At 67.6% G+C, this 18661-nt stretch carries 10 protein-coding genes; 6 read left to right on the plus strand and 4 right to left on the minus strand.

Translation table 11 applies throughout. The features are described from left to right. Positions 1-27 precede the first annotated feature (27 nt). Together BM436_RS21575 and BM436_RS21580 are read right to left on the minus strand one after the other, a co-directional pair. On the minus strand, positions 28-4212 hold the full coding sequence (locus BM436_RS21575; protein ID WP_093557601.1) for a DEAD/DEAH box helicase: 4185 nt from the start codon (positions 4210-4212) through the stop codon (positions 28-30). 10 nt (positions 4213-4222) lie between these two features. Continuing rightward, entirely contained in the window at positions 4223-6172 is a 1950-nt protein-coding gene (locus tag BM436_RS21580) for a S9 family peptidase (RefSeq protein WP_093557602.1), read from the minus strand. A 116-nt stretch (positions 6173-6288) separates the two neighbouring features. On the opposite strand from BM436_RS21580, the gene hemE reads away from it, so the two are divergent. Together hemE and BM436_RS21590 are read left to right on the plus strand one after the other, a co-directional pair. Beyond that, positions 6289-7365, plus strand: a complete 1077-nt coding sequence (gene hemE / locus BM436_RS21585; protein WP_093557603.1) for a uroporphyrinogen decarboxylase — start codon at positions 6289-6291, stop codon at positions 7363-7365. A gap of 771 nt (positions 7366-8136) precedes the next feature. Further along, positions 8137-10158: a primosomal protein N' gene (locus BM436_RS21590; protein ID WP_093557604.1), complete on the plus strand. Its 2022-nt coding sequence runs from the start codon at positions 8137-8139 to the stop codon at positions 10156-10158. A 135-nt stretch (positions 10159-10293) separates the two neighbouring features. Here BM436_RS21590 and BM436_RS21595 read toward each other — a convergent pair whose 3' ends face one another. Next, a complete protein-coding gene (locus BM436_RS21595) occupies positions 10294-11187 on the minus strand; it encodes an ArgP/LysG family DNA-binding transcriptional regulator (protein WP_093557605.1) in 894 nt (297 codons plus the stop codon). A 115-nt stretch (positions 11188-11302) separates the two neighbouring features. Here BM436_RS21595 and BM436_RS21600 point away from each other — a divergent pair, with 115 nt between their 5' ends. After that, the gene (locus BM436_RS21600) at positions 11303-12745 is read left to right on the plus strand and encodes a dihydrolipoyl dehydrogenase (protein WP_093557606.1); all 1443 of its coding nucleotides are present in this window, start codon (positions 11303-11305) and stop codon (positions 12743-12745) included. A gap of 63 nt (positions 12746-12808) precedes the next feature. Then, positions 12809-13927, plus strand: coding sequence for an HD-GYP domain-containing protein (locus BM436_RS21605; protein ID WP_093557607.1), 1119 nt, complete (start codon positions 12809-12811; stop codon positions 13925-13927). Positions 13928-13952: 25 nt separating this feature from the next. Here BM436_RS21605 and BM436_RS21610 read toward each other — a convergent pair whose 3' ends face one another. Then, positions 13953-14435: an SRPBCC family protein gene (locus BM436_RS21610; RefSeq protein WP_093557608.1), complete on the minus strand. Its 483-nt coding sequence runs from the start codon at positions 14433-14435 to the stop codon at positions 13953-13955. Between the two features lie 125 nt (positions 14436-14560). Between BM436_RS21610 and BM436_RS21615 the strand changes: the two genes are divergently transcribed. Together BM436_RS21615 and BM436_RS21620 are read left to right on the plus strand one after the other, a co-directional pair. Further along, the gene (locus BM436_RS21615; RefSeq protein ID WP_093557609.1) at positions 14561-16621 is read left to right on the plus strand and encodes a UvrD-helicase domain-containing protein; all 2061 of its coding nucleotides are present in this window, start codon (positions 14561-14563) and stop codon (positions 16619-16621) included. A gap of 80 nt (positions 16622-16701) precedes the next feature. Then, complete coding sequence (locus tag BM436_RS21620) at positions 16702-18624, plus strand: adenylate/guanylate cyclase domain-containing protein (protein WP_093557610.1); 1923 nt, start codon at positions 16702-16704, stop codon at positions 18622-18624. The last annotated feature ends 37 nt before the right edge of the window (positions 18625-18661 follow it).

Genomic DNA, 18661 nt, shown 5'->3' on the forward strand with positions numbered 1-18661 from the left:
GGCCGGACGCAAACCCCCGGCGCGGCGCTAGCGCAAGCCTTCCTGCAGCATCGCCAGCATCTCCTGCGACGACATGCGGGCCGACATGTCGCTGCCGTCCAGCAGGCTGTCGGCCAGGTCGCGCTTGTGCTGGTGCAGGTCGACGATGCCCTCCTCGATGGTGTGGCGCGCCACCAGCCGGTAGATGGTCACCGGCCGCAACTGGCCCATGCGGTGGGCCCGGTCCGAGGCCTGGTCCTCCACCGCCGGATTCCACCACGGGTCCATGTGGATCACGTAGTCGGCCGCCGTCAGGTTGATGCCCATGCCGCCCGCCTTCAGGCTGATGAGGAAGACGTCGCCCTCGCCGGCCTGGAAGGCGTCCACCCGCTGCTTGCGCGCCGCCATCGGCGTCGCGCCGTCCAGGTACTGGTAGGCGATGCCGTTGCGGTCCAGGTGCGCCCGTATCAGCGTCAGGTGGTCGACGAACTGGCTGAACACCAGCACCTTGTGGCGGTTCTCCAGCAGGCCCTCGAGCAGGTGCGCAAACGCCGCCAGCTTGCTGCTGGCCAGGTTCAGGCCCGGCGCCACCAGGTTGGGGTTGCAGCAGGCGCGCCGCAGCTTCATGATCTCGGCCAGGATCTGGATCGACTTCTTCTCCGGCGGCCCCTCCACCTGCGCCAGGCTCTCCAGCGCCTCGCGCCGCAGCGACTCGTACAACTCCTTCTCCTGCTGCGACAGGTCCACCTCCAGCACGATCTCGGTGCGCGACGGCAGCTCCTTCAGCACCTGCGTCTTGGTGCGGCGCAGGATGAAGGGGCCGATCAGGCGGCGCAGCCGCTGGCGCGCGCCCACCTCGGCGCGGTGGTCCTGCTGTTTTTCGATCGGCCCGGCGAAGCGCAGGTTGAACTGCTCGATGCCGCCCAGCAGGCCCGGATTGATGAAGCGGAACAGGTTCCACAGCTCGCCCAGGTGGTTCTCCAGCGGCGTGCCGGTGGCCACCATGCGGAAGTCGCCGCGCAGCGCCATCACGGCCTGCGAGCGCTTGGTGGCGCCGTTCTTGATGGCCTGCGCCTCGTCCAGCACGATGGTGTGCCAGTGCACGCCGGCGAAACGCTCGGCGTCCTGCTGCAGCAGGCCGTAGCTGGCGATCACCAGGTCGAAGGCGCCGGCGTTCGACAGCGTCCCGGCGCGGTCGCCGGTGCCGAACATCTTCACGTTCAGCGTGGGGGCGAAGCGCGCCGCCTCGCTGGCCCAGTTCAGGCACACCGAGGTGGGCGCGATCACCAGCGCCGGGCCTTGCGGCGCGCGCGACAGGATCAGCGCCAGCGCCTGCAGCGTCTTGCCCAGGCCCATGTCGTCGGCCAGGCAGGCGCCCACGCCCCAGTGGGCCAGGCGCGACAGCCAGTCGTAGCCGTCGCGCTGGTAGTCGCGCAGCTCGGCCTGCAGGGTGCTGGGCAGCCGCGGCGTGAAGGCGGTGCTGGCCTCCAGCCGCGCCAGGTGCGCGACCCAGGCCGGATCGGCCTCCACCGCGCCCGCCTCGCCGGCCAGCTCCTCCAGCGCGAAGGTCGCCAGCGGGTGGATGCGCACGCCGTCCGCGCTCTCCACGCCGAAGGCCTGCAGCTCGCGCAGGCGGCGGTGCAGCTCCTCGGTCAGCGCCAGGAACTGGTTGTCGCCCAGCGCCACGAAGCGGTCCTTGGTGGCCTGCATCAGCTCCAGCAGCGAGCGCAGGTCCATCACGCGGCCCTCGTCCACCCGCAGCTCGCCGCTTGCCGCGAACCAGTCCTTCTCGCCGCGTATCTTCAGGCGGAACTGGCCGCCGCCGACCTTCTGCGTCACGCGGAAGCGCTCGCCCTCTGGCCAGGCCACCACCACCTGTTCCAGCGGCAGCTCCTGCAGTTCGGACAGCAGCTGCAGGCACAGCGCGGGCTGGCCCAGCAGCCACTCGCCGTGGTCCTGCTCCGCCTGTTCCAGCACCGGGCATTGGGACACCAGCACGCGCTCGGCGTCGCGCTCCCCGGCCAGGTGGCGGCGCGCCTGCACCTGTTTGCCCTCCACCTCGGCGATCATGCTTTCCGCGCCGCTGCCGGGCGCGTAGTAGGCGCCCCCGGCCAGCGGGCGCACCTGGATCTGCATCTTGAGGCCCTGCTGGTAGGGGAACAGGTGCACGTGCAGGCGCGTGTCGGCCTCCACCTGCTCCGCGTTGCCCGCGCTGCCGCCGATGTCCGACTGCACCGTCACCAGCGACGACACCGCGCCGATGGCCTCCAGCACCTGCTTCTCCGCGTGCAGCGGCACCGACAGGCCGTCGCCGACGATGGCGGCGATGCGGCGGTGCTCTTCCTCGATGCTCACCACGCGCAGCCGCGTCGGCGTCTCGCGCACCACCACCACGCCGGCGTTGATGTCGTCCAGCGCCGGCTGCAGGGTCAGGCGCAGCTGGCCCGCGTCGGCCCGTATCATCAGTTCCGGCGCGCCGGGCAGCAGCTCCACCCGGGTGTCCGGCGCTTCCAGCCAGTACACGTGCGGATGGCCGACCAGCGCCAGCGCCGCCTGTTCATGGTCGATGTCGTAGCGCAGGCCGGACGAATAGGCCTGGCGCGACGGCGCGATGGTGCTGCTGATGCGGATGTCCTGCGGCGTCAGGAACTCCATCTGCGCCGCGTCCTCGCGCAGGCGCTTCAGGGCCAGCGGGCGTCCCTTGCCCCAGGCGCCGCGCGCGTCGCGCTTCTGCTCGCGCGGCTCGATCTCGGTGACGCCGTGGCGCGGGTCGTAGGTGATCATCCACACCAGCCGCGTCTCGCCGCCGGCCGCGTCGGGCGCGGCCTGCTGCAGGTTGATCAGCGCGGTCAGCTGGCGCTGCCAGGCTTCCTGGCGCTCGAACCATCCCGTCAGGTCGGCGAAGCCGAGGCGCTCGCGCAGCGCCGCCGCGTGGGTGGCCATGTCGGCGTCGCCAAGGTGGCCCAGCAGGCTGGCGGCCTGCGCGGCGATGAACTTGTAGCCCAGCGTTTCGGCCTGCTGCGCCAGCGCGTGCAGCGGCTCGCGCTTGTCCCCCAGTTGCGGCAGCGAGAGCCAGAACCAGAGCAGGGCCTGGAACATCTGCGGCTGCATGCCGGTTTCCCAGGCTCGCGACAGCACCACGTCGGTCTGCATGGTGCCGGCGCGGATCTGGCGCAGCATGCTCAGTTGCTGGTACACCGTGCTGTCCGGGTTGGCCTGGGTGTGCACCGCCAGCTCCAGGTAGCTCTCGGCCGCCTTCTGCATCTTGGGGTCGGCGCTGCGCAGCAGGGCCAGCACGTACAGGTGGCCGCCCATGCCGCGGAACAGCATCTTGCGCTTGCCGGTGTCGCGGCGCAGCGTTTTCAGCGCGCCCTCGAAGCCGGCCAGGGACTTCTCCAATGAGTTGTCCAATGCGTTCTCCGAATCGCCGCGCAGCAGCACGATCACGCTGCGGAAGAACTGCGCCAGCGAGCCGTCCATGCCCTCCAGCCAGGTGGCGCCCTGTTTCAGCTCGCCGCACAGGATGGCGTCCTCCGCCAGCGCCAGGCGCAGCGCGTCGCTGATGTATTCGTTCTTGGCGATGCGGCGCTGGCAGTGGCGCTCCGTGAAGCCGCGCACGCCCGGCGCCAGCGACGGTTCGCGCTGGCAGTGCTGCAACAGCAGCATCAGCACGTCGTCCAGCAGCAGCGGGTGCACCAGGATCAGCATGCCCGGCTCGAACGGGCGGGTGAAGATGTCGACGATGGGGTGCAGCTGCGCCGCCTCGTAGCAGGCCATGCAGGCCTGCAGCAACGGCAGCACCTGCTGCGGCGCCTGGCCGCGCAGCAGCGCCATGCGCAGGCGCGCCACGCCCTGGCGGTAGCTGCGCGGCTCCGGCGCGCCGTTCCAGCCCTGGCGCATCGGATGCAGCGCGTCGTGCGCGGCGCACAGGTCGCCCAGCACGTGGGCGCCGATGGCGGCGCGGATGGCCGGCCAGCGCAGCTTGGTGTTGCACATGTAGCCGCGCGCCGTCAGCACGCTGACGAAGGCCAGCCGCTCCAGCTTGAGCAGCGGCTCGTCCAGCGTGTTCACGTTGAACATGAAGCCGCGCGCGTCGCGCACGCCGGCCTTGTTGAGCAGGTCCAGTATCGCGGTGCGGCCGGTGGCCTCGCCGATCAGCGCGAGCAGCGCCAGGATGATTTTCTCGTCGGCGGCGAGCGCCTCGAATTCGGCGAGCAGTTGCTGGTCCGTCATGTGCTATTTTCTACAGGTTATGGATGTCCACCGGCGCCGGCGCGGCGGCGTCGTGCAGGCCGAACATGCGCTGGTAGAAGTACAGTTCCGCCTCCAGCGTGCGGACGATGTTCTCGGCCTTGCGGAAGCCGTGGCCCTCGCCCTCCAGCGGCACATAGGCCACCGGCACGCCGCGCGCCTTCAGCGCCCGCACCATCATTTCGGACTGCTGCGGCGGCACCACCTTGTCGTCCAGGCCCTGGAAGAAGATCATGGGACGCGCCAGGCGGTCCGTGTGGTTGATGGGGGAGCGCGCCTGGTAGACGGCGTCCGCCTCGCCGGCGGGGGCGATCAGGTATTCGTTGTAGTGCGACTCGAACTTGTGCGAGTCCTGGTCCAGGCCCTTCAGGTCGGACACGCCGTAGTAGCTGGCGCCCAGCTTGAACACGTCGTGGAAGGTCAGCGCGCACAGCGTGGTCAGGCCGCCGGCGCTGCCGCCGCGGATGATCAGGCGGTCGGCGTCGGCCATGCCGCGTTCGGCCAGGTGGCGCGCGCCGGCGATGCAGTCCTCCACGTCGACGACGCCCCACTGGCCCTTGAGCGCGTTGCGGTAGGCGCGGCCGAAGCCGGTGCTGCCGCCGTAGTTCACGTCCAGCACGCCGAAGCCGCGGCTGGTCCAGTACTGCGTGGCCAGCTTGAGCGTGTTGACCGTCATGCTGGTCGGGCCGCCGTGGCTGATGACGATCACGGGCGGCTTGCCGCCCTCGGGGGCGCGCACGTCCTGGTTTTGCGGCGGATAGAAGAAGGCGTGCGCGGTGCGGCCGCCCGCGCTGGCGTAGCTGATGCTTTGCGGGACGGACAGGTAGCCCAGCGCCGGCGTGTCGGCGATCGAGTGCGCCAGCACTTCCAGCTCGCCGCTGGACAGGTCGATGCGCGCCAGTTCCAGCGGAATGGTGGGGCTGCCCGCCAGCACGGCGACAAAGCCCGGCCCCGCGCGCAGTTCGCGGATCTCCTCGTAGGGCACGGCGATGGGCGACAGCGCGCCGCTGTCCACATCCAGCCGCGCCAGGCGGCTCACGCCCTGCTCTATATAGGTGCAGACGATTTCGCGCGCCGACGCGAAGCCGTACATGGAATTGCCGAACACCCAGTGCGGCGAGCCGAATTCGGCCTCCATCGGGCACACCGGCCGCGCGCCGCCCCCGGCGTGGCGGTACAGATTCCACCATCCGCCGCGGTCGGACACGAAATACAGCGAGCCGTCCGGCGCCCACTCCGGCTGGCAAATGGCCTCTTCCGGGCCGCCCGCCACCAGCAGCGGCGCGTCCAGCGCGCCGTCGTCCCGCACGGCGGCCAGCCACAGCTCCGTGCCCTGCCACGGCATGCGCGGATGGTCCCAGCTCAGCCAGGCCAGCATGCGGCCGTCCGGCGACAGGCGCGGGGCGGCGTAGAAGTCGTGCCCTTGCGCCAGCACGGTCTCGGCGCCGTCGAAGCCGACCGCGCACAGCGTGTTGACCGGTTGCGCGTGGGAGGCCTGGTCTTCGGGATGCTGCTCGCGCACCGCGACCAGGCGGCCGCGCGCGCGGTCCACCACGAAATCGGCGAAACGCTGGCGGCCCGCCGCGGTGAACGGCGTCGCCTCGGCGCCGCCGTCCTTGCGATACAGGCGGTTGTCGGCGAAATGCGAGAAATAGACGGTGTCGCCATCGACCGCGTAGGCGCCGCCGCCGTATTCATGCACGCGGCTGCGCACATTGAGCGGGACCGGCGTCAATTCATCGGTGCGGCCGCCGTGGCGGCGCAGCAGCGTGTTGCGTCCCGCCTCGCTGGCGCGGCCGGCCAGCCAATAGACGTCGCCGTCCGCGCCCAGCGCGAGCTGGGACAGCGGCGTGGCGCCCGCCGCCACCAGGGCGGCGCTGATGGGGGAGGCCCAGGCGCCAAACGGCGCGGCGTTGGTATGGGACTGCTGCGGGTTGGACATCGTCTGCGCTCCATGGAATATCGGCTGAATGATACAGATACGCGCGGGGCCATGCGTAAAAAAGCCCGTGCGGGATGCGATAATAGCTCCTTTATTCCGCCTTTGGATTGCCTTCCATGCCACAATTCGCCCCGCTGAAGAACGACACCTTCCTGCGCGCGCTGCTGCGCCAGCCGACCGAGTACACGCCAGTCTGGCTGATGCGCCAGGCCGGGCGGTATCTGCCCGAGTACCGCGCCACCCGCGCCATAGGCGGTTCCTTCATGGGCCTGGCCACCAATCCCGACCTGGCCACCGAGGTCACGCTGCAGCCCATCGACCGCTATCCGCTGGACGCGGCCATCCTGTTCTCGGACATCCTGACCGTGCCGGACGCCATGGGCCTGGGCCTGCGCTTCGTGGAGGGCGAGGGCCCGAAGTTCGACCGCCCGCTGCGCACCGAGGAGGACGTGCTGGCGCTGCGCGCGCCCGAACCGGGCTCGCTGGACTACGTGTTCAAGGCCGTGACCCAGATCCGCACCGAGCTGAATGGCCGCGTGCCGCTGATCGGCTTCTCCGGCAGCCCGTGGACGCTGGCCTGCTACATGGTGGAGGGCGAGGGCTCGCGCGAGTTCCACACGATCAAAAAGATGCTGTACAGCCGTCCGGACCTGATGCACCGCCTCCTGTCCATCAACGCGCAGTCGGTGGCGGACTACCTGAACGCCCAGATCGACGCCGGCGCCCAGGCAGTGATGGTGTTCGACTCGTGGGGCGGCGCGCTGGCCGACGGCGCCTTCCAGGAGTTCTCGTTGCAATACATGCGCCAGGTGGTGTCCCTGCTCAAGCGTGAAAAGGACGGCGTGAAGATCCCCGCCATCGTCTTCACCAAGGGCGGCGGCCACTGGGCCGAGGAAATCGCCGCCACCGGCGCCGACGCCATCGGCCTGGACTGGACTGCCAACCTGGGCAAGATCCGCGCGCTGGTGGGCGACAAGGTCGCCCTGCAGGGCAATCTGGACCCGGCCATCCTGTTCGCCGAGCCGGACCAGATCCGCGCCGAGGTGGTCAAGGTGCTCAACGCCTACGGCAGGCACGACACCGGCCACGTTTTCAACCTGGGCCACGGCATTTCGCAGTTCACCCCGCCGGAGTCGGTGGCGGCCATGGTGGACGCGGTTCACAGCCACAGCCGCACCCTGCGCAATACCTGATGTAGTCTGCCAACAAAGGGCGCGTTTCGCCGGAAACGCGCCCTTTTTCCATGGTGCGGCTGAACAAGTCCAGCCGACTTATACACATTTTTTTTTGCTGTGGAAATAACAGCCTGTGTATTTCTTTTCTTCGGCAGCCACTTTGCAAGTGATTGATTATTATGGGTTTATTTTTTGCTTCATAGGGGGCTGGATGCCAGCCTGTAAACTTTCCCCGGCCGTCGAAGTGGTCCTATTCGCGCATTCTCCACAAAGTTATCCACAAAAACTGTGGATAATGGACGAAAGTACTTAGTAAACCGTGACTTAGTTACAATGCTAAGGTTTCTGATGAGGAAATGTTGCGGCGCATGATATTTAGTTAGCTTGTTATTGGCAGGAACGCATTGCGTTTGCGCAAACTTAGGCTTTCCAGACGGAGTAGAATGCGGCGGCCCGGATGCTGTGGTGCAGCAGGGTTATTGCAGACCAGTTATCTCCAAAAAGCGCTTGATTTCGGCAAAAAACCCGTCCCTAAATACTTCAGTTATGCACAGCAGCTGAATAACTGAGCAGTAGAACCGGTCCCTAGGGAGGGTTCTTCAAGTCGTTGATTTTAAAGGTGAAAAAATCGGAGATTTTGGCCGGTTTACGCGAATTTCCCTCAGCGATCATGGGTTTCTGAAGATAAATGCTCTGTTGTTCACAAAGTTATCCACAAAATATGTGGATAGCGCGGCGGGACCGGAAGCGCCGCGTTTCGGCGCGTTTTTTTGATTAGGTTAGGACCCGATGGCGCAGTGCATACTGAAAATCGCGCTCGACACCCCGTTGAACGCCGTGTTCGACTATCGCTGGGAAGGCGAGGACGGCGCGCTGCCCCAAGTGGGCCAGCTGGCGCTGGTGCCGTTCGCGCGGCGCGAGGTGGTCGGCCTGATCGTCGGCCTGGCCGAGCACAGCGACGTGCCTGTGGAAAAGCTCAAGGACGCGCTCGCCGTGCGCGGCCAGTTGTCCCCGTTGACGGCCGAATGGCTGGCGCTGGCCGGCTTCGCGGCCGACTACTACCAGCGTCCGCTGGGCGAGGTGGCGTTGCCCGGCATCCCCAAGAACCTGCGCGTGCTGACCACGGTGGCGCTGGACCGCGCCATCAAGAAGCTGGGCAAGCTGGAGGACAAGCACGACCACACGCCGCTGAACATGCCCGCGCTGAACGCGGAACAGCAGGCGGCGGCCGACCACATCGGCGGCGCACTGGGCTACCAGCCGGCGCTGCTGTACGGCGTGACCGGCAGCGGCAAGACCGAGGTCTACCTGCAAGCCTGCGCCCAGGTGCTGGCGCGCGAGCCGGAGGGCCAGATCCTGATCCTGGTGCCCGAGATCAACCTCACGCCCCAGCTGGAGGGCAACATCCGCGCCCGCTTCCCCGGCGTCATGCTGGCCACGCTGCACAGCAGCCTGTCCGAGGGCGAGCGCATGCTGCACTGGCTGGCCGCGCACCAGGGCCGCGCCCGCATCGTGCTGGGCACGCGGCTGGCCGTGCTGGCCTCGCTGCCCAGGCTCAAGCTGATCGTCATCGACGAGGAGCACGACCCCTCCTACAAGCAGCAGGAAGGGCTGCGCTACTCGGCGCGCGACCTGGCCGTGTGGCGCGCGTGGCAGCTCAAGATCCCCATCGTGCTGGGTTCGGCCACGCCGTCGCTGGAAAGCTGGCACCACGCGCAGGGCGGGCGCTATCGCAAGCTGGAGCTGCGCGAGCGCGCCGTGAAATCGGCGGTGCTGCCCAAAGTGAAACTGATCGACATGGAGCGCGACAAGCCGCGCGACGGCCTCACGTCGCAGCTGGTGGCCGCGCTCAAGCTGCGCATGGAGCGGGGCGAGCAGTCGTTGCTGTTCTTGAACCGGCGCGGCTACGCCCCGGTGATCTGCTGCGAATCCTGCGGCTGGATCAGCGATTGCAAGCGCTGCACCTCCTTCATGGTGCTGCACAAGCCCGAGCACCGGCTGCGCTGCCACCACTGCAGCCTGGAAATGCGCATCCCGCGCCACTGCCCCACCTGCGGCAACATCGACCTGCAGCCTGTGGGGCGCGGCACCCAGCGGGTGGAGGAGGGCTTGCAGGCCCTGTTCCCGGAGGCGCGCATCCTGCGCATCGACGCCGACAGCACGCGCAAGAAGGGCAGCGCGCAGGAAGCCTTCGACACGGTGCACCGGGGCGAGGTGGACATCCTGGTCGGCACGCAGATGGTCGCCAAGGGGCATGACTTCAAAAAGTTGACCCTGGTGGGCATCATGAACCCCGACACGGCGCTGTTCTCGCAGGACTACCGCGCCAGCGAGCGCCTGTTCGCGCAACTGATGCAGGTGGCGGGCCGGGCCGGCCGCGCGGCGCAGGTGGAGGGCGGCAGCCCCGCCGAGGTGCTGATCCAGACGCGCTACACGCAGCATCCGCTGTACTCGGCCGTGGTCAACCACGACTACGACCACTTCGCCTCCGCGCTGCTGGCCGAGCGCAAGCAGGCCGCCTTGCCGCCCTACCTGTTCCAGGCGCTGCTGCGCGCCGAGGCGCCCGAACTGGCCACGGCCATCGAATTCCTCACGCTGGCGCGCGACTGCAGGCAATGGGAAGGCGTCACCCTCAACGACCCCATCCCGATGACGATGACGCGCGTGCACAACGTCGACCGCGCCCAGTTGCTGGTGGAATCGGCGTCCCGCCCCGTGCTGCAAGCCTTCCTCAAGGAATGGATGCAGGCGCTGCGCGACACCAAGACCCGCGTCAAATGGTCGCTCGAAGTCGACCCGCTCGACATTTAAACCCGCGCCCAAGCGGCGTCAGCAGCTATTTGGGGTCAGACCCCAAAGCGGCGTCAGCAATGGTAAGGGATCTGATGCTGTGTGGAAGCGGCGTCAGCAGCCCTCTGGGGTCTGACCCCAAAGCGGCGTGGACAGTTAGGGTTGCAGCAGGTAGCGGCGGGCGCTGTGGATGACTTGCTCGGACAGCGCGCGCGTGAACGGCGTGTCGAGGTTCCAGGCGTGCCATTCGAGCGGCACGTCGAAGACTTGGCCCGGGGCGAGGTCCACCAGCCTTTCGCTGTCGATCGCGCCGGCCACGTGCATCAGGGGCAGCAAGCCGTACGCCAAGCCGCCGTAGATGCACTCGTACAGCGCCGGCGTCAGCGGCAGCGTGTGGCGCGGGTAGGGGCCCTTGACGCCGAGCGTGTCGGCCAGGAAGCGGCTGTGGTGTGAACGGTCACTCACCACCGCCGGCGCCAGCTGCGCGGCCTCGGCGGAGAAGCCGTCGCCGAACCAGTGGCCGGCGAACACCGGCGTGGCGACGCACACATGGCGCATCACGCCCAGCGGCGTGGTGGCCGGACCGTTCAAGGCCGACGGCGACTCGCAGCGCGCGGCGATGGCGCCGAACACGCTGCCTTCCTGCACCATGTGCAGCGCCTGCTCGCGGCCGGCCTGGTGGATGTCCAGCTGGCAGCGCGGTGGCGACAGCAGCGGACCCAGCGCCAGCGGGAACCACGTCGCCAGGCTGGCGGCGTCGATGGCCACCGAGATTTCCGGCATGCTGACCCGGTTGCCCAGGTCGATGTCCAGCGCCGCCTCCATCAGCCGCACGTTGCGGTGGTGCGAGATCAGCCGCTGGCCCAGTCCGGTCGGCACGCAAGGCGCGCCGCGCACGATCAGCAGGCGCCCGCTGGCGTCCTCCAGCGCCTTGATGCGCTGCGAGACGGCGGACTGGCTGATGCCCAGCGCCGCGGCCGCCTTTTCAAAACTGCCATGGCTGGCGACCGCGTCCAGGACGGCCAGCGCTTTGTAATCGATATTGCCCATAAGAGACGCTTATAAAAATCTGAAACGATAAGCAATACTAATGGGTTTCCATGTTTCATGCTGGATTTTTCGCAAGAGAGTAGACTCCCAGCTCATCAGAATGGAGGCCGATGCGATGAAGACTATGCGTACCGATGTGGCGATCATAGGGGCCGGCACGGCCGGCTTGTCGGCCTACCGCGCCGCGCGCGCGGGCGGCAAGCGCGCCGTGCTGATCGAGAGCGGTCCCTACGGCACCACCTGCGCCCGCGTCGGCTGCATGCCCAGCAAGCTGCTGATCGCGGCGGCCGACGCGGCGCACGCCGTGGCCGACGCGCCGGCCTTCGGCGTGCATCCCGGCCCCGTGCGCATCGACGGCCGGGCCGTGATGGCGCGCGTGCGCAGCGAGCGCGACCGCTTTGTCGGCTTCGTGCTGGAGGGCATGGAACACATCCCCGCCGAGGACTTGCTGCGCGGCCACGCGCGCTTCGCGGGACCGCGCGAACTGAGCATCGACGGGCACACGCTGGTGCAGGCCGAGCGCATCGTCATCGCCACCGGTTCCACGCCCATTGTGCCGCAGGAATGGCGACAGGCCGGGGACCGCGTCATTTCCAGCGACGCCGTGTTCGAGTGGACCGATCTGCCCGGCTCGGTGGCCGTGGTGGGCACCGGCGTGATCGGCCTGGAGCTGGGGCAGGCGCTGCACCGGCTGGGCGTGCGGGTGACGATGTACGCGCGCGGCGGCAGCGTGGCCCAGCTGGGCGACCCGGAGGTGCTGGCCGAGGCGGCGCGCGTGCTGGGCGGGGCGCTGGACATCCGTTTCCAGACCAGCGTGGCGTCCGTCACCGCGGAGGACGGGCGGCTGGCGCTGGCCAGCCGCGACGAGACGGGCCGGGAACGCCGCGAATCCTTCGACTTCGTGCTGGCCGCGATGGGCCGCAAACCCAATGTGCACGAGCTGAACCTGGAGCTGGCGCAGATCGCGCTGGACCGCCGCGGCGTGCCGCTGTACGACCGCCGCACCATGCAGTGCGGCAGCAGCGCCATCTTCATCGCCGGCGACGCGGACGACGAATTGCCGCTGCTGGGCGAGGCCGCCGACCAGGGCAAGATCGCCGGCGCCAACGCCGCCCGCTTTCCGGACGTGCAGCCCGGCCTGCGCCGCACGCCGCTGACGGTGGCCTTCTGCGAACCGCAGATCGCCACCATGGGCGCCAGCTACCGCGACCTGTGCGCCAGCCACGGCGGCCGCTTCGCGGCCGGTTCCGTCTCCTTCGGCAACCAGGGCCGCAGCCGCGTGATGCGCCAGAACCAGGGCATGCTGCGCGTCTACGGCGAGTTCGGCAGCGGCCGTTTCCTGGGCGCCGAGATGGTGGGCCCGCGCGCCGAGCACATCGGCCACCTGCTGTCCTGGGCCTGCCAGGCGCGGCTGACCGTGTCCGCCATGCTGGACATGCCCTTCTACCACCCGGTGGTGGAGGAGGGCGTGCGCACCGCGCTGCGCGACCTGGCGGAGCAACTGGCCGCCGAGCCGCCGGCGCCCGTGCCCTGCCCGGATTGCACGCCCGGCACTTGAATGCCCGCGTCTTCTCTACTATGCTGGAAGTAAGTTGATGTACGGCAACACTATGGAGATGCGGTGAAAATACGGAAGATCGGCCCTGGCGACCTGCGTGTCGGTCAGCTGCTGCCTTGGGATGTCTACGGGGCGGGCGGCGGCCTGCTGGCGCTCAAGGGGCAGTTGATCGCGAACAGCAGCCAGCTTGACAGCCTGGTCGAGCGCGGCGTTTATGATGACGCCGGCGAACGGCCCGAGGGCGCGGAGCCGGCGTCGGTGCTGCGCCTGCTGAACGGCGCCGCGCTTGCGCTGCAAGCCGTGCTGGAACAGATCGCGGGCGGGATGGCGTCCGATGCGCGCGGGAAGCTGGAGGAAGTGGCCGGGATGGTGGCGCGGGCCGTGGCGCTGAACGCCGATATCGCGGTCGCGTCCATCCTGCACAATCAGCGGGCCATGCCGTATCCGGTGCGGCACAGCGTGGACACGGCCGTGGTGACGCAGATCGTGGCCGCTTCGCTGAACAAGCCGGACGAAGACGTGCGAACAGCGACGTTGGCGGCGCTGACGATGAACGTCGGCATGCTCGCCGGCCATGCCCGCCTGCACGCGCTGACCGCCCCGCTGAGCGCCGACGACCGGCGCCTGATCCAGGCCCATCCGCAGGCCGGCGTGGCGCTGCTGCGCCAGGCCGGCGTCGACCACCCGGACTGGCTGTCCTGCGTGCTGCATCACCATGAAAACGAGGACGGCAGCGGCTACCCGTCCGGCAAGGGCGGCGCCCAGGTGCCGGAGTCGGCCAAGCTGGTGGCGCTGGCGGACCGTTATTGCGCCCGCGTGTCACAGCGGGGCTACCGCCAGAGCCTGGCGCCGAACGCGGCGCTGCGCGACATCCTGCTGGAGGGCAAAACCACGCTGGGCAGCCTGCCGGCCGCCGTGCTGATACGCGAACTGGGCATTTACCCCATCGGCACCCGCGTGCGGCTGCGGAACGGGGAAATCGGCGTGGTGTCGCGCAAGGGATTGAATTCCACGTCGCCCTGGGTGACGTCGCTGACCGGTCCGCGCGGCGCGCCGCTGGACCCTTTCCCGCAGCGCGACACGCGCAGCGACCAGAACGGCATACGCGAGGTGCTGGCGCCGGGCGAGCCGGCGGCGGAGTTCCGCATGAGCCAGGTCTGGGGCAGCGCGGCGCTGCCCTGACGCGCGGTCCCCGGCCCGGCCGCGGTCAGTTCAGCATCGCGTCCAGCCGGCCCTGCTCGGCCAGGTCGCGCAGCACGCGGATGGTGTCGATGTCCGATTCCTCGTAGGCCGACTTGCGGAACTCGTCGTACATCGCGTTCGCCTCGTCGGTGGCGGCGTCGTGGCCGTCCTCGTACTCGAAGCGCACGAACAGCCGGCCCGGGTGGGGGATTTCGATGGTCATCGTCAGGCTGGAGGCGCTGATGTCCTGCTGCGGCGCCACCACGTAGCGCACGCGGTGCATGGTTTCCAGCACCACGCGGTCGGTGATCACCAGTTCGCCGTAGCGCAGCTTGCGGTCGAAGCCGTTCTCGCCGCGGTTGGCGATCTGGCACTCGTCCAGGTGCGGCACGAACAGCCTGGGTGATTCCGCCCGCAACACGAGGCCGCGCCACAGTTGTTCGTGGCTGATCTCGTCGATCAACGGGTTCATCGGATCGTTGATTTCTATTAAGTGTTCAAATTTCATGATGCGTAGCCCAGGTAGGTGAGGCGTACCGACGCCTGACGACACTATATTCCGCCCGGCCCCCAATTATCAATGCTTGCGCTGCTACAATGGCTGGCTGTACTTCCCGCTCCCGCCCCGAAACCATGTCTAACGCCCCACAGTTTGGTCTGAACGCCCCCCAAAGCGAAGCCGTGCTCTACCTGGACGGGCCATGCCTGGTGCTGGCCGGCGCGGGTTCCGGCAAGACGCGCGTGATCACGCAGAAAATCACCCACCTGGTCGAGGACCGCGGCTACGATCCGCGCACCATCGCCGCGCTGACCTTCACCAACAAGGCCGCGCTGGAAATGCAGGAACGGGTCGCCAAGCTGCTCAAGCAGCCGCGCCAGGCCAAGCAGTTGACGGTGTCCACCTTCCACTCGCTGGGCGTGAAGATCCTGCGCCAGGAGGCCAACCACCTGGGGCTGAAGGACCGCTTCTCCATCATGGACAGCGACGACTGCTATTCGCTGGTGCAGGACCTGGCCGTGACCACCGACAAGCAGATCATCCGCGGCATCCAGAACAGTATTTCGCTGTGGAAAAACGGCCTGGTCGTGCCCGAGCAGGCGCTGCGCGACGCCAAGGACGAGGACGAGGCCCAGGCCGCCCGCATCTACGGCAGCTACATCTCCACGCTGGCGGCCTACCAGGCGGTCGATTTCGACGACCTGATCCGCCTGCCCGTGGAGCTGTTCCGCGACAACGGCGCCGTGCGCGACAAGTGGCAGCGCCGCCTGCGCTACCTGCTGGTCGACGAATACCAGGACACCAACACTTGCCAATACGAACTGGTGAAGCTGATGGTGACCGGCATCGGCAAGAAACCCATGTTCACCGCCGTGGGCGACGACGACCAGGCCATCTACGCCTGGCGCGGCGCCACCATCGAGAACCTGCGCAACCTGCAGGTCGATTTCCCGGACCTGAAGCTGATCAAGCTGGAGCAGAACTACCGTTCCACCACCCGCATCCTGCAGGCGGCCAACGCGGTGATCGGCAACAATCCCAAGCTGTTCGAAAAGTCGCTGTGGTCCGAGCACGGCCTGGGCGAGCCCATCACCGTGCACGCCATGCCGAACGACGAGCAGGAGGCGGAGCAGATCGCCATCATGATCTCGGCCGACCACTTCGAGCGCAAGAACAAGTGGACCGACTACGCCATCCTCTACCGCGGCAACCACCAGGCCCGCATCATCGAGCAGGCGCTGCGCAACCAGCGCATCCCGTACACGATCTCCGGCGGCCAGAGCTTCTTCGACAAGGCCGAGATCAAGGACATCATCGCCTACCTGCGCCTGTTGGCCAACCAGGACGACGACCCGGCCTTCATCCGCGCCGTCACCACGCCGCGGCGGGGCATAGGGCAGTCCACGCTGGAAGTGCTGGGCGCGTTCTCGGGCCAATGGCAGTGTTCGCTGTTCGAGGCCGTGTTCAAGGGTGGCATCGAGGCCAAGCTGCCGGACAGGCAACTGCTGCCGCTGCGCGAATTCTGCAACTTCATCAACAACCTGGAGGCGCGCGCCAGCCGTCCGGGCCCGTCCGGCAGCGGCGACAACGCCGCCCAGGTGCTGGACGACCTGATGGAGGCCATCCATTACGAGTCCTACCTGTACGACAGCTTCGAGGAGCGCGCCGCCCAAGGCAAGTTCCAGAACGTGATGGAGTTCGTCAACTGGCTGAAGGACCGGGGCCGGGGCGGCAAGGACCGCGACGGCGAGGAAAAGAACGTGCTGGAACTGACGCAGATGGTGGCGCTGATGTCCATGCTCGAAGGCAAGGACGAGGAGCCGGACGCGATCCGCATGTCCACCCTGCACGCCTCCAAGGGGCTGGAGTATCCGCACGTGTTCCTGGTCGGCTGCGAGGAGGGCATCCTGCCGCACAAGGGCGATCCGGACGCGCCGGTGGAAACGGTGGCGCAGCGCATCGAGGAGGAGCGCCGCCTGATGTACGTGGGCATCACCCGCGCCCAGCGCACGCTGCGCGTCACCTGGTGCAAAAAGCGCAAGCGCGCGGGCGAACAGGTGCATTGCGACCAGTCGCGCTTCATCAAGGAGATGGAGCTGGACGTGGGCGACGCCGTGCCCAAGGAATCCGAAATCCTCACCCCGCGCGAACGCCTGGCGCGCATGAAGGAACTGCTCGCCACACCCAAAGCCTGAGCCCCGCCGCGCCGGTTTACTTCCCGCGGTGATTATGTGATTCTGGGAATTCTTTTCCGGGAGTAAACAGGGGGCCTGCCATGAAGTCGATCTTCAAGCAGTTGCTTTTGCATTGCGCGCTGTGGATGGCGTGCGGCGCCTGGGCCCAGCCGCTGGACCTTTCCGGCGCCGCGTTGCTGCTGGAGGACCCGGGCGGCGCGATGACGGTGCAACAGGCCGCCGCGCAGGCCGCGCGCTTCGCTCCCGGCAAGGTCTCGGTCGGTTTCACGACGTCCGCCTACTGGATGCGTTTCACCGTGCGCAACAGCGGCCGGGAGCCGGCCACCTGGTGGCTGGACACCAGCAACCGCACCTTGCAGGAAGTGGACCTGTACCAGTCCGACGGCAAGGGCGGCTACCTGCACGGCTCGGCCGGCGCGGGGCGGCCGTTCTCCCAGCGTCCGCTGGCCACGGATTACTTCGTGTTTCCCGTCACGGTCGCGGCGGGCGGCACGGCGGAACTGTATTTGCGCGTGCGCAGCACCGGCTTCCAGGGCGTGATGATGAAGCCGCTGATGTGGACGCCGTCCGCCTACCAGGCGCGGGCCCAGTCCGAACGCACGCAATGGCTGCTTTACCTGGGCATGGCCGCCACGCTGGCCGGCTTCAACCTGATGCTGTGGCTCTACCTGCGCGAGCACGACCACCTCGTGTACGTGCTGTCGTTGCTCGCCATCATCTGGACCACCAGCAGCGCGGCGGGCGGCTACGGTTCGGCCTTCCAGATGCTGTGGCCGGACGCGCCCCGGTTCGAGCAGTGTTCCTGGGTGCTGTCGCTGCTGGCCGTGTGCGTGTTGACGCCGCTGTTCATTTCGCGCCTGCTGGACCTGTGGCGGCGCATGCCGCGCGTGAGCATGGTGCTGTGGGGCCTGATCGGCATCAACTGCGTCACCAGCCTGATCCTGGCGGGCATGACGGCGCTAGGGGTGCGGGGCCATGCGGAGGAAATGCAGCTGGTCTACATCGTCGGCGGCCTGCTGTGGCAGCCCATCTTTCCATTGCTTGGCTACGCCATCGTCAAATGCGCGCTGCGGGGAGACCGCTTCGCCCGCTTCATGCTGGTGGCCTACCTGCCCGCCATTGCCGCCTCCACCTACACCTCGCTGCAAAACGTGCGCGGCGAGCCGCCCAGCCTGGTGTACGTGATGTGGGGCGCGGGCTTCGAACTGCTGGTGATGGCGCTGGCGCTGGCCGACCGTTTCAATCAAGAACGTTTGCAAAAGTTGGCCGCGCAGGAGGCGCTGCTGGACAACCTGCGCCGCTCCGAGCAGGAGCTGGAACAAAAAGTCACGCAACGCACGCTGGAACTGAACGCCGAGCAGAAGCGCACCAAGGAGTTGCTGTACAACATACTGCCCGTGGAACTGGCCGAGGAACTGTCCAGCACGGGCCAGGCCCAGCCGGCGCGGCACGAGTCCGCCACCGTATTGTTCACCGACTTCGCCGGTTTCACCGCCGTGGCCGCCACCATGCCGGCCGACCGCATGATTTCGGAACTGAACGAGATCTTCGCCGCCTTCGACGACATCACCGACGAATGCGGCGTGGAAAAGATCAAGACCATCGGCGACTCCTACATGGCCGCTGCCGGCCTGCCCAAGCCGTGTGCGGACCATGCCCAGCGTTGCGTGCGCGCCGGGCTGAGAATGATCGCCTTCATCGAGGAGCGCAACAGCAAGGCGCCGTTCAAGTGGACGCTGCGGGTCGGGATTCATTCAGGCCCGGTGGTGGCGGGCGTGGTTGGCAAGCGCAAATACGCGTTCGATATCTGGGGCGACACCGTCAATATCGCCTCGCGCATGGAAAGTTCCGGCGCCGTGGGGCGGGTGAATGTGTCCGCCTATACCAGCGATTTGGCGCGTGACGATTTCGATTGCGAATACCGGGGCAAGGTCGCGGCCAAGGGCAAGGGCGAAATGGATATGTATTTCATTACCGGGGAGCGTGCGGCCGGCGCGGTTTAACTATAGAATTGTATTTCATTTAACTATTTCGGAAGCA

Source organism: Pseudoduganella namucuonensis (assembly GCF_900116645.1).
Lineage (GTDB): Bacteria > Pseudomonadota > Gammaproteobacteria > Burkholderiales > Burkholderiaceae_D > Rugamonas > Rugamonas namucuonensis.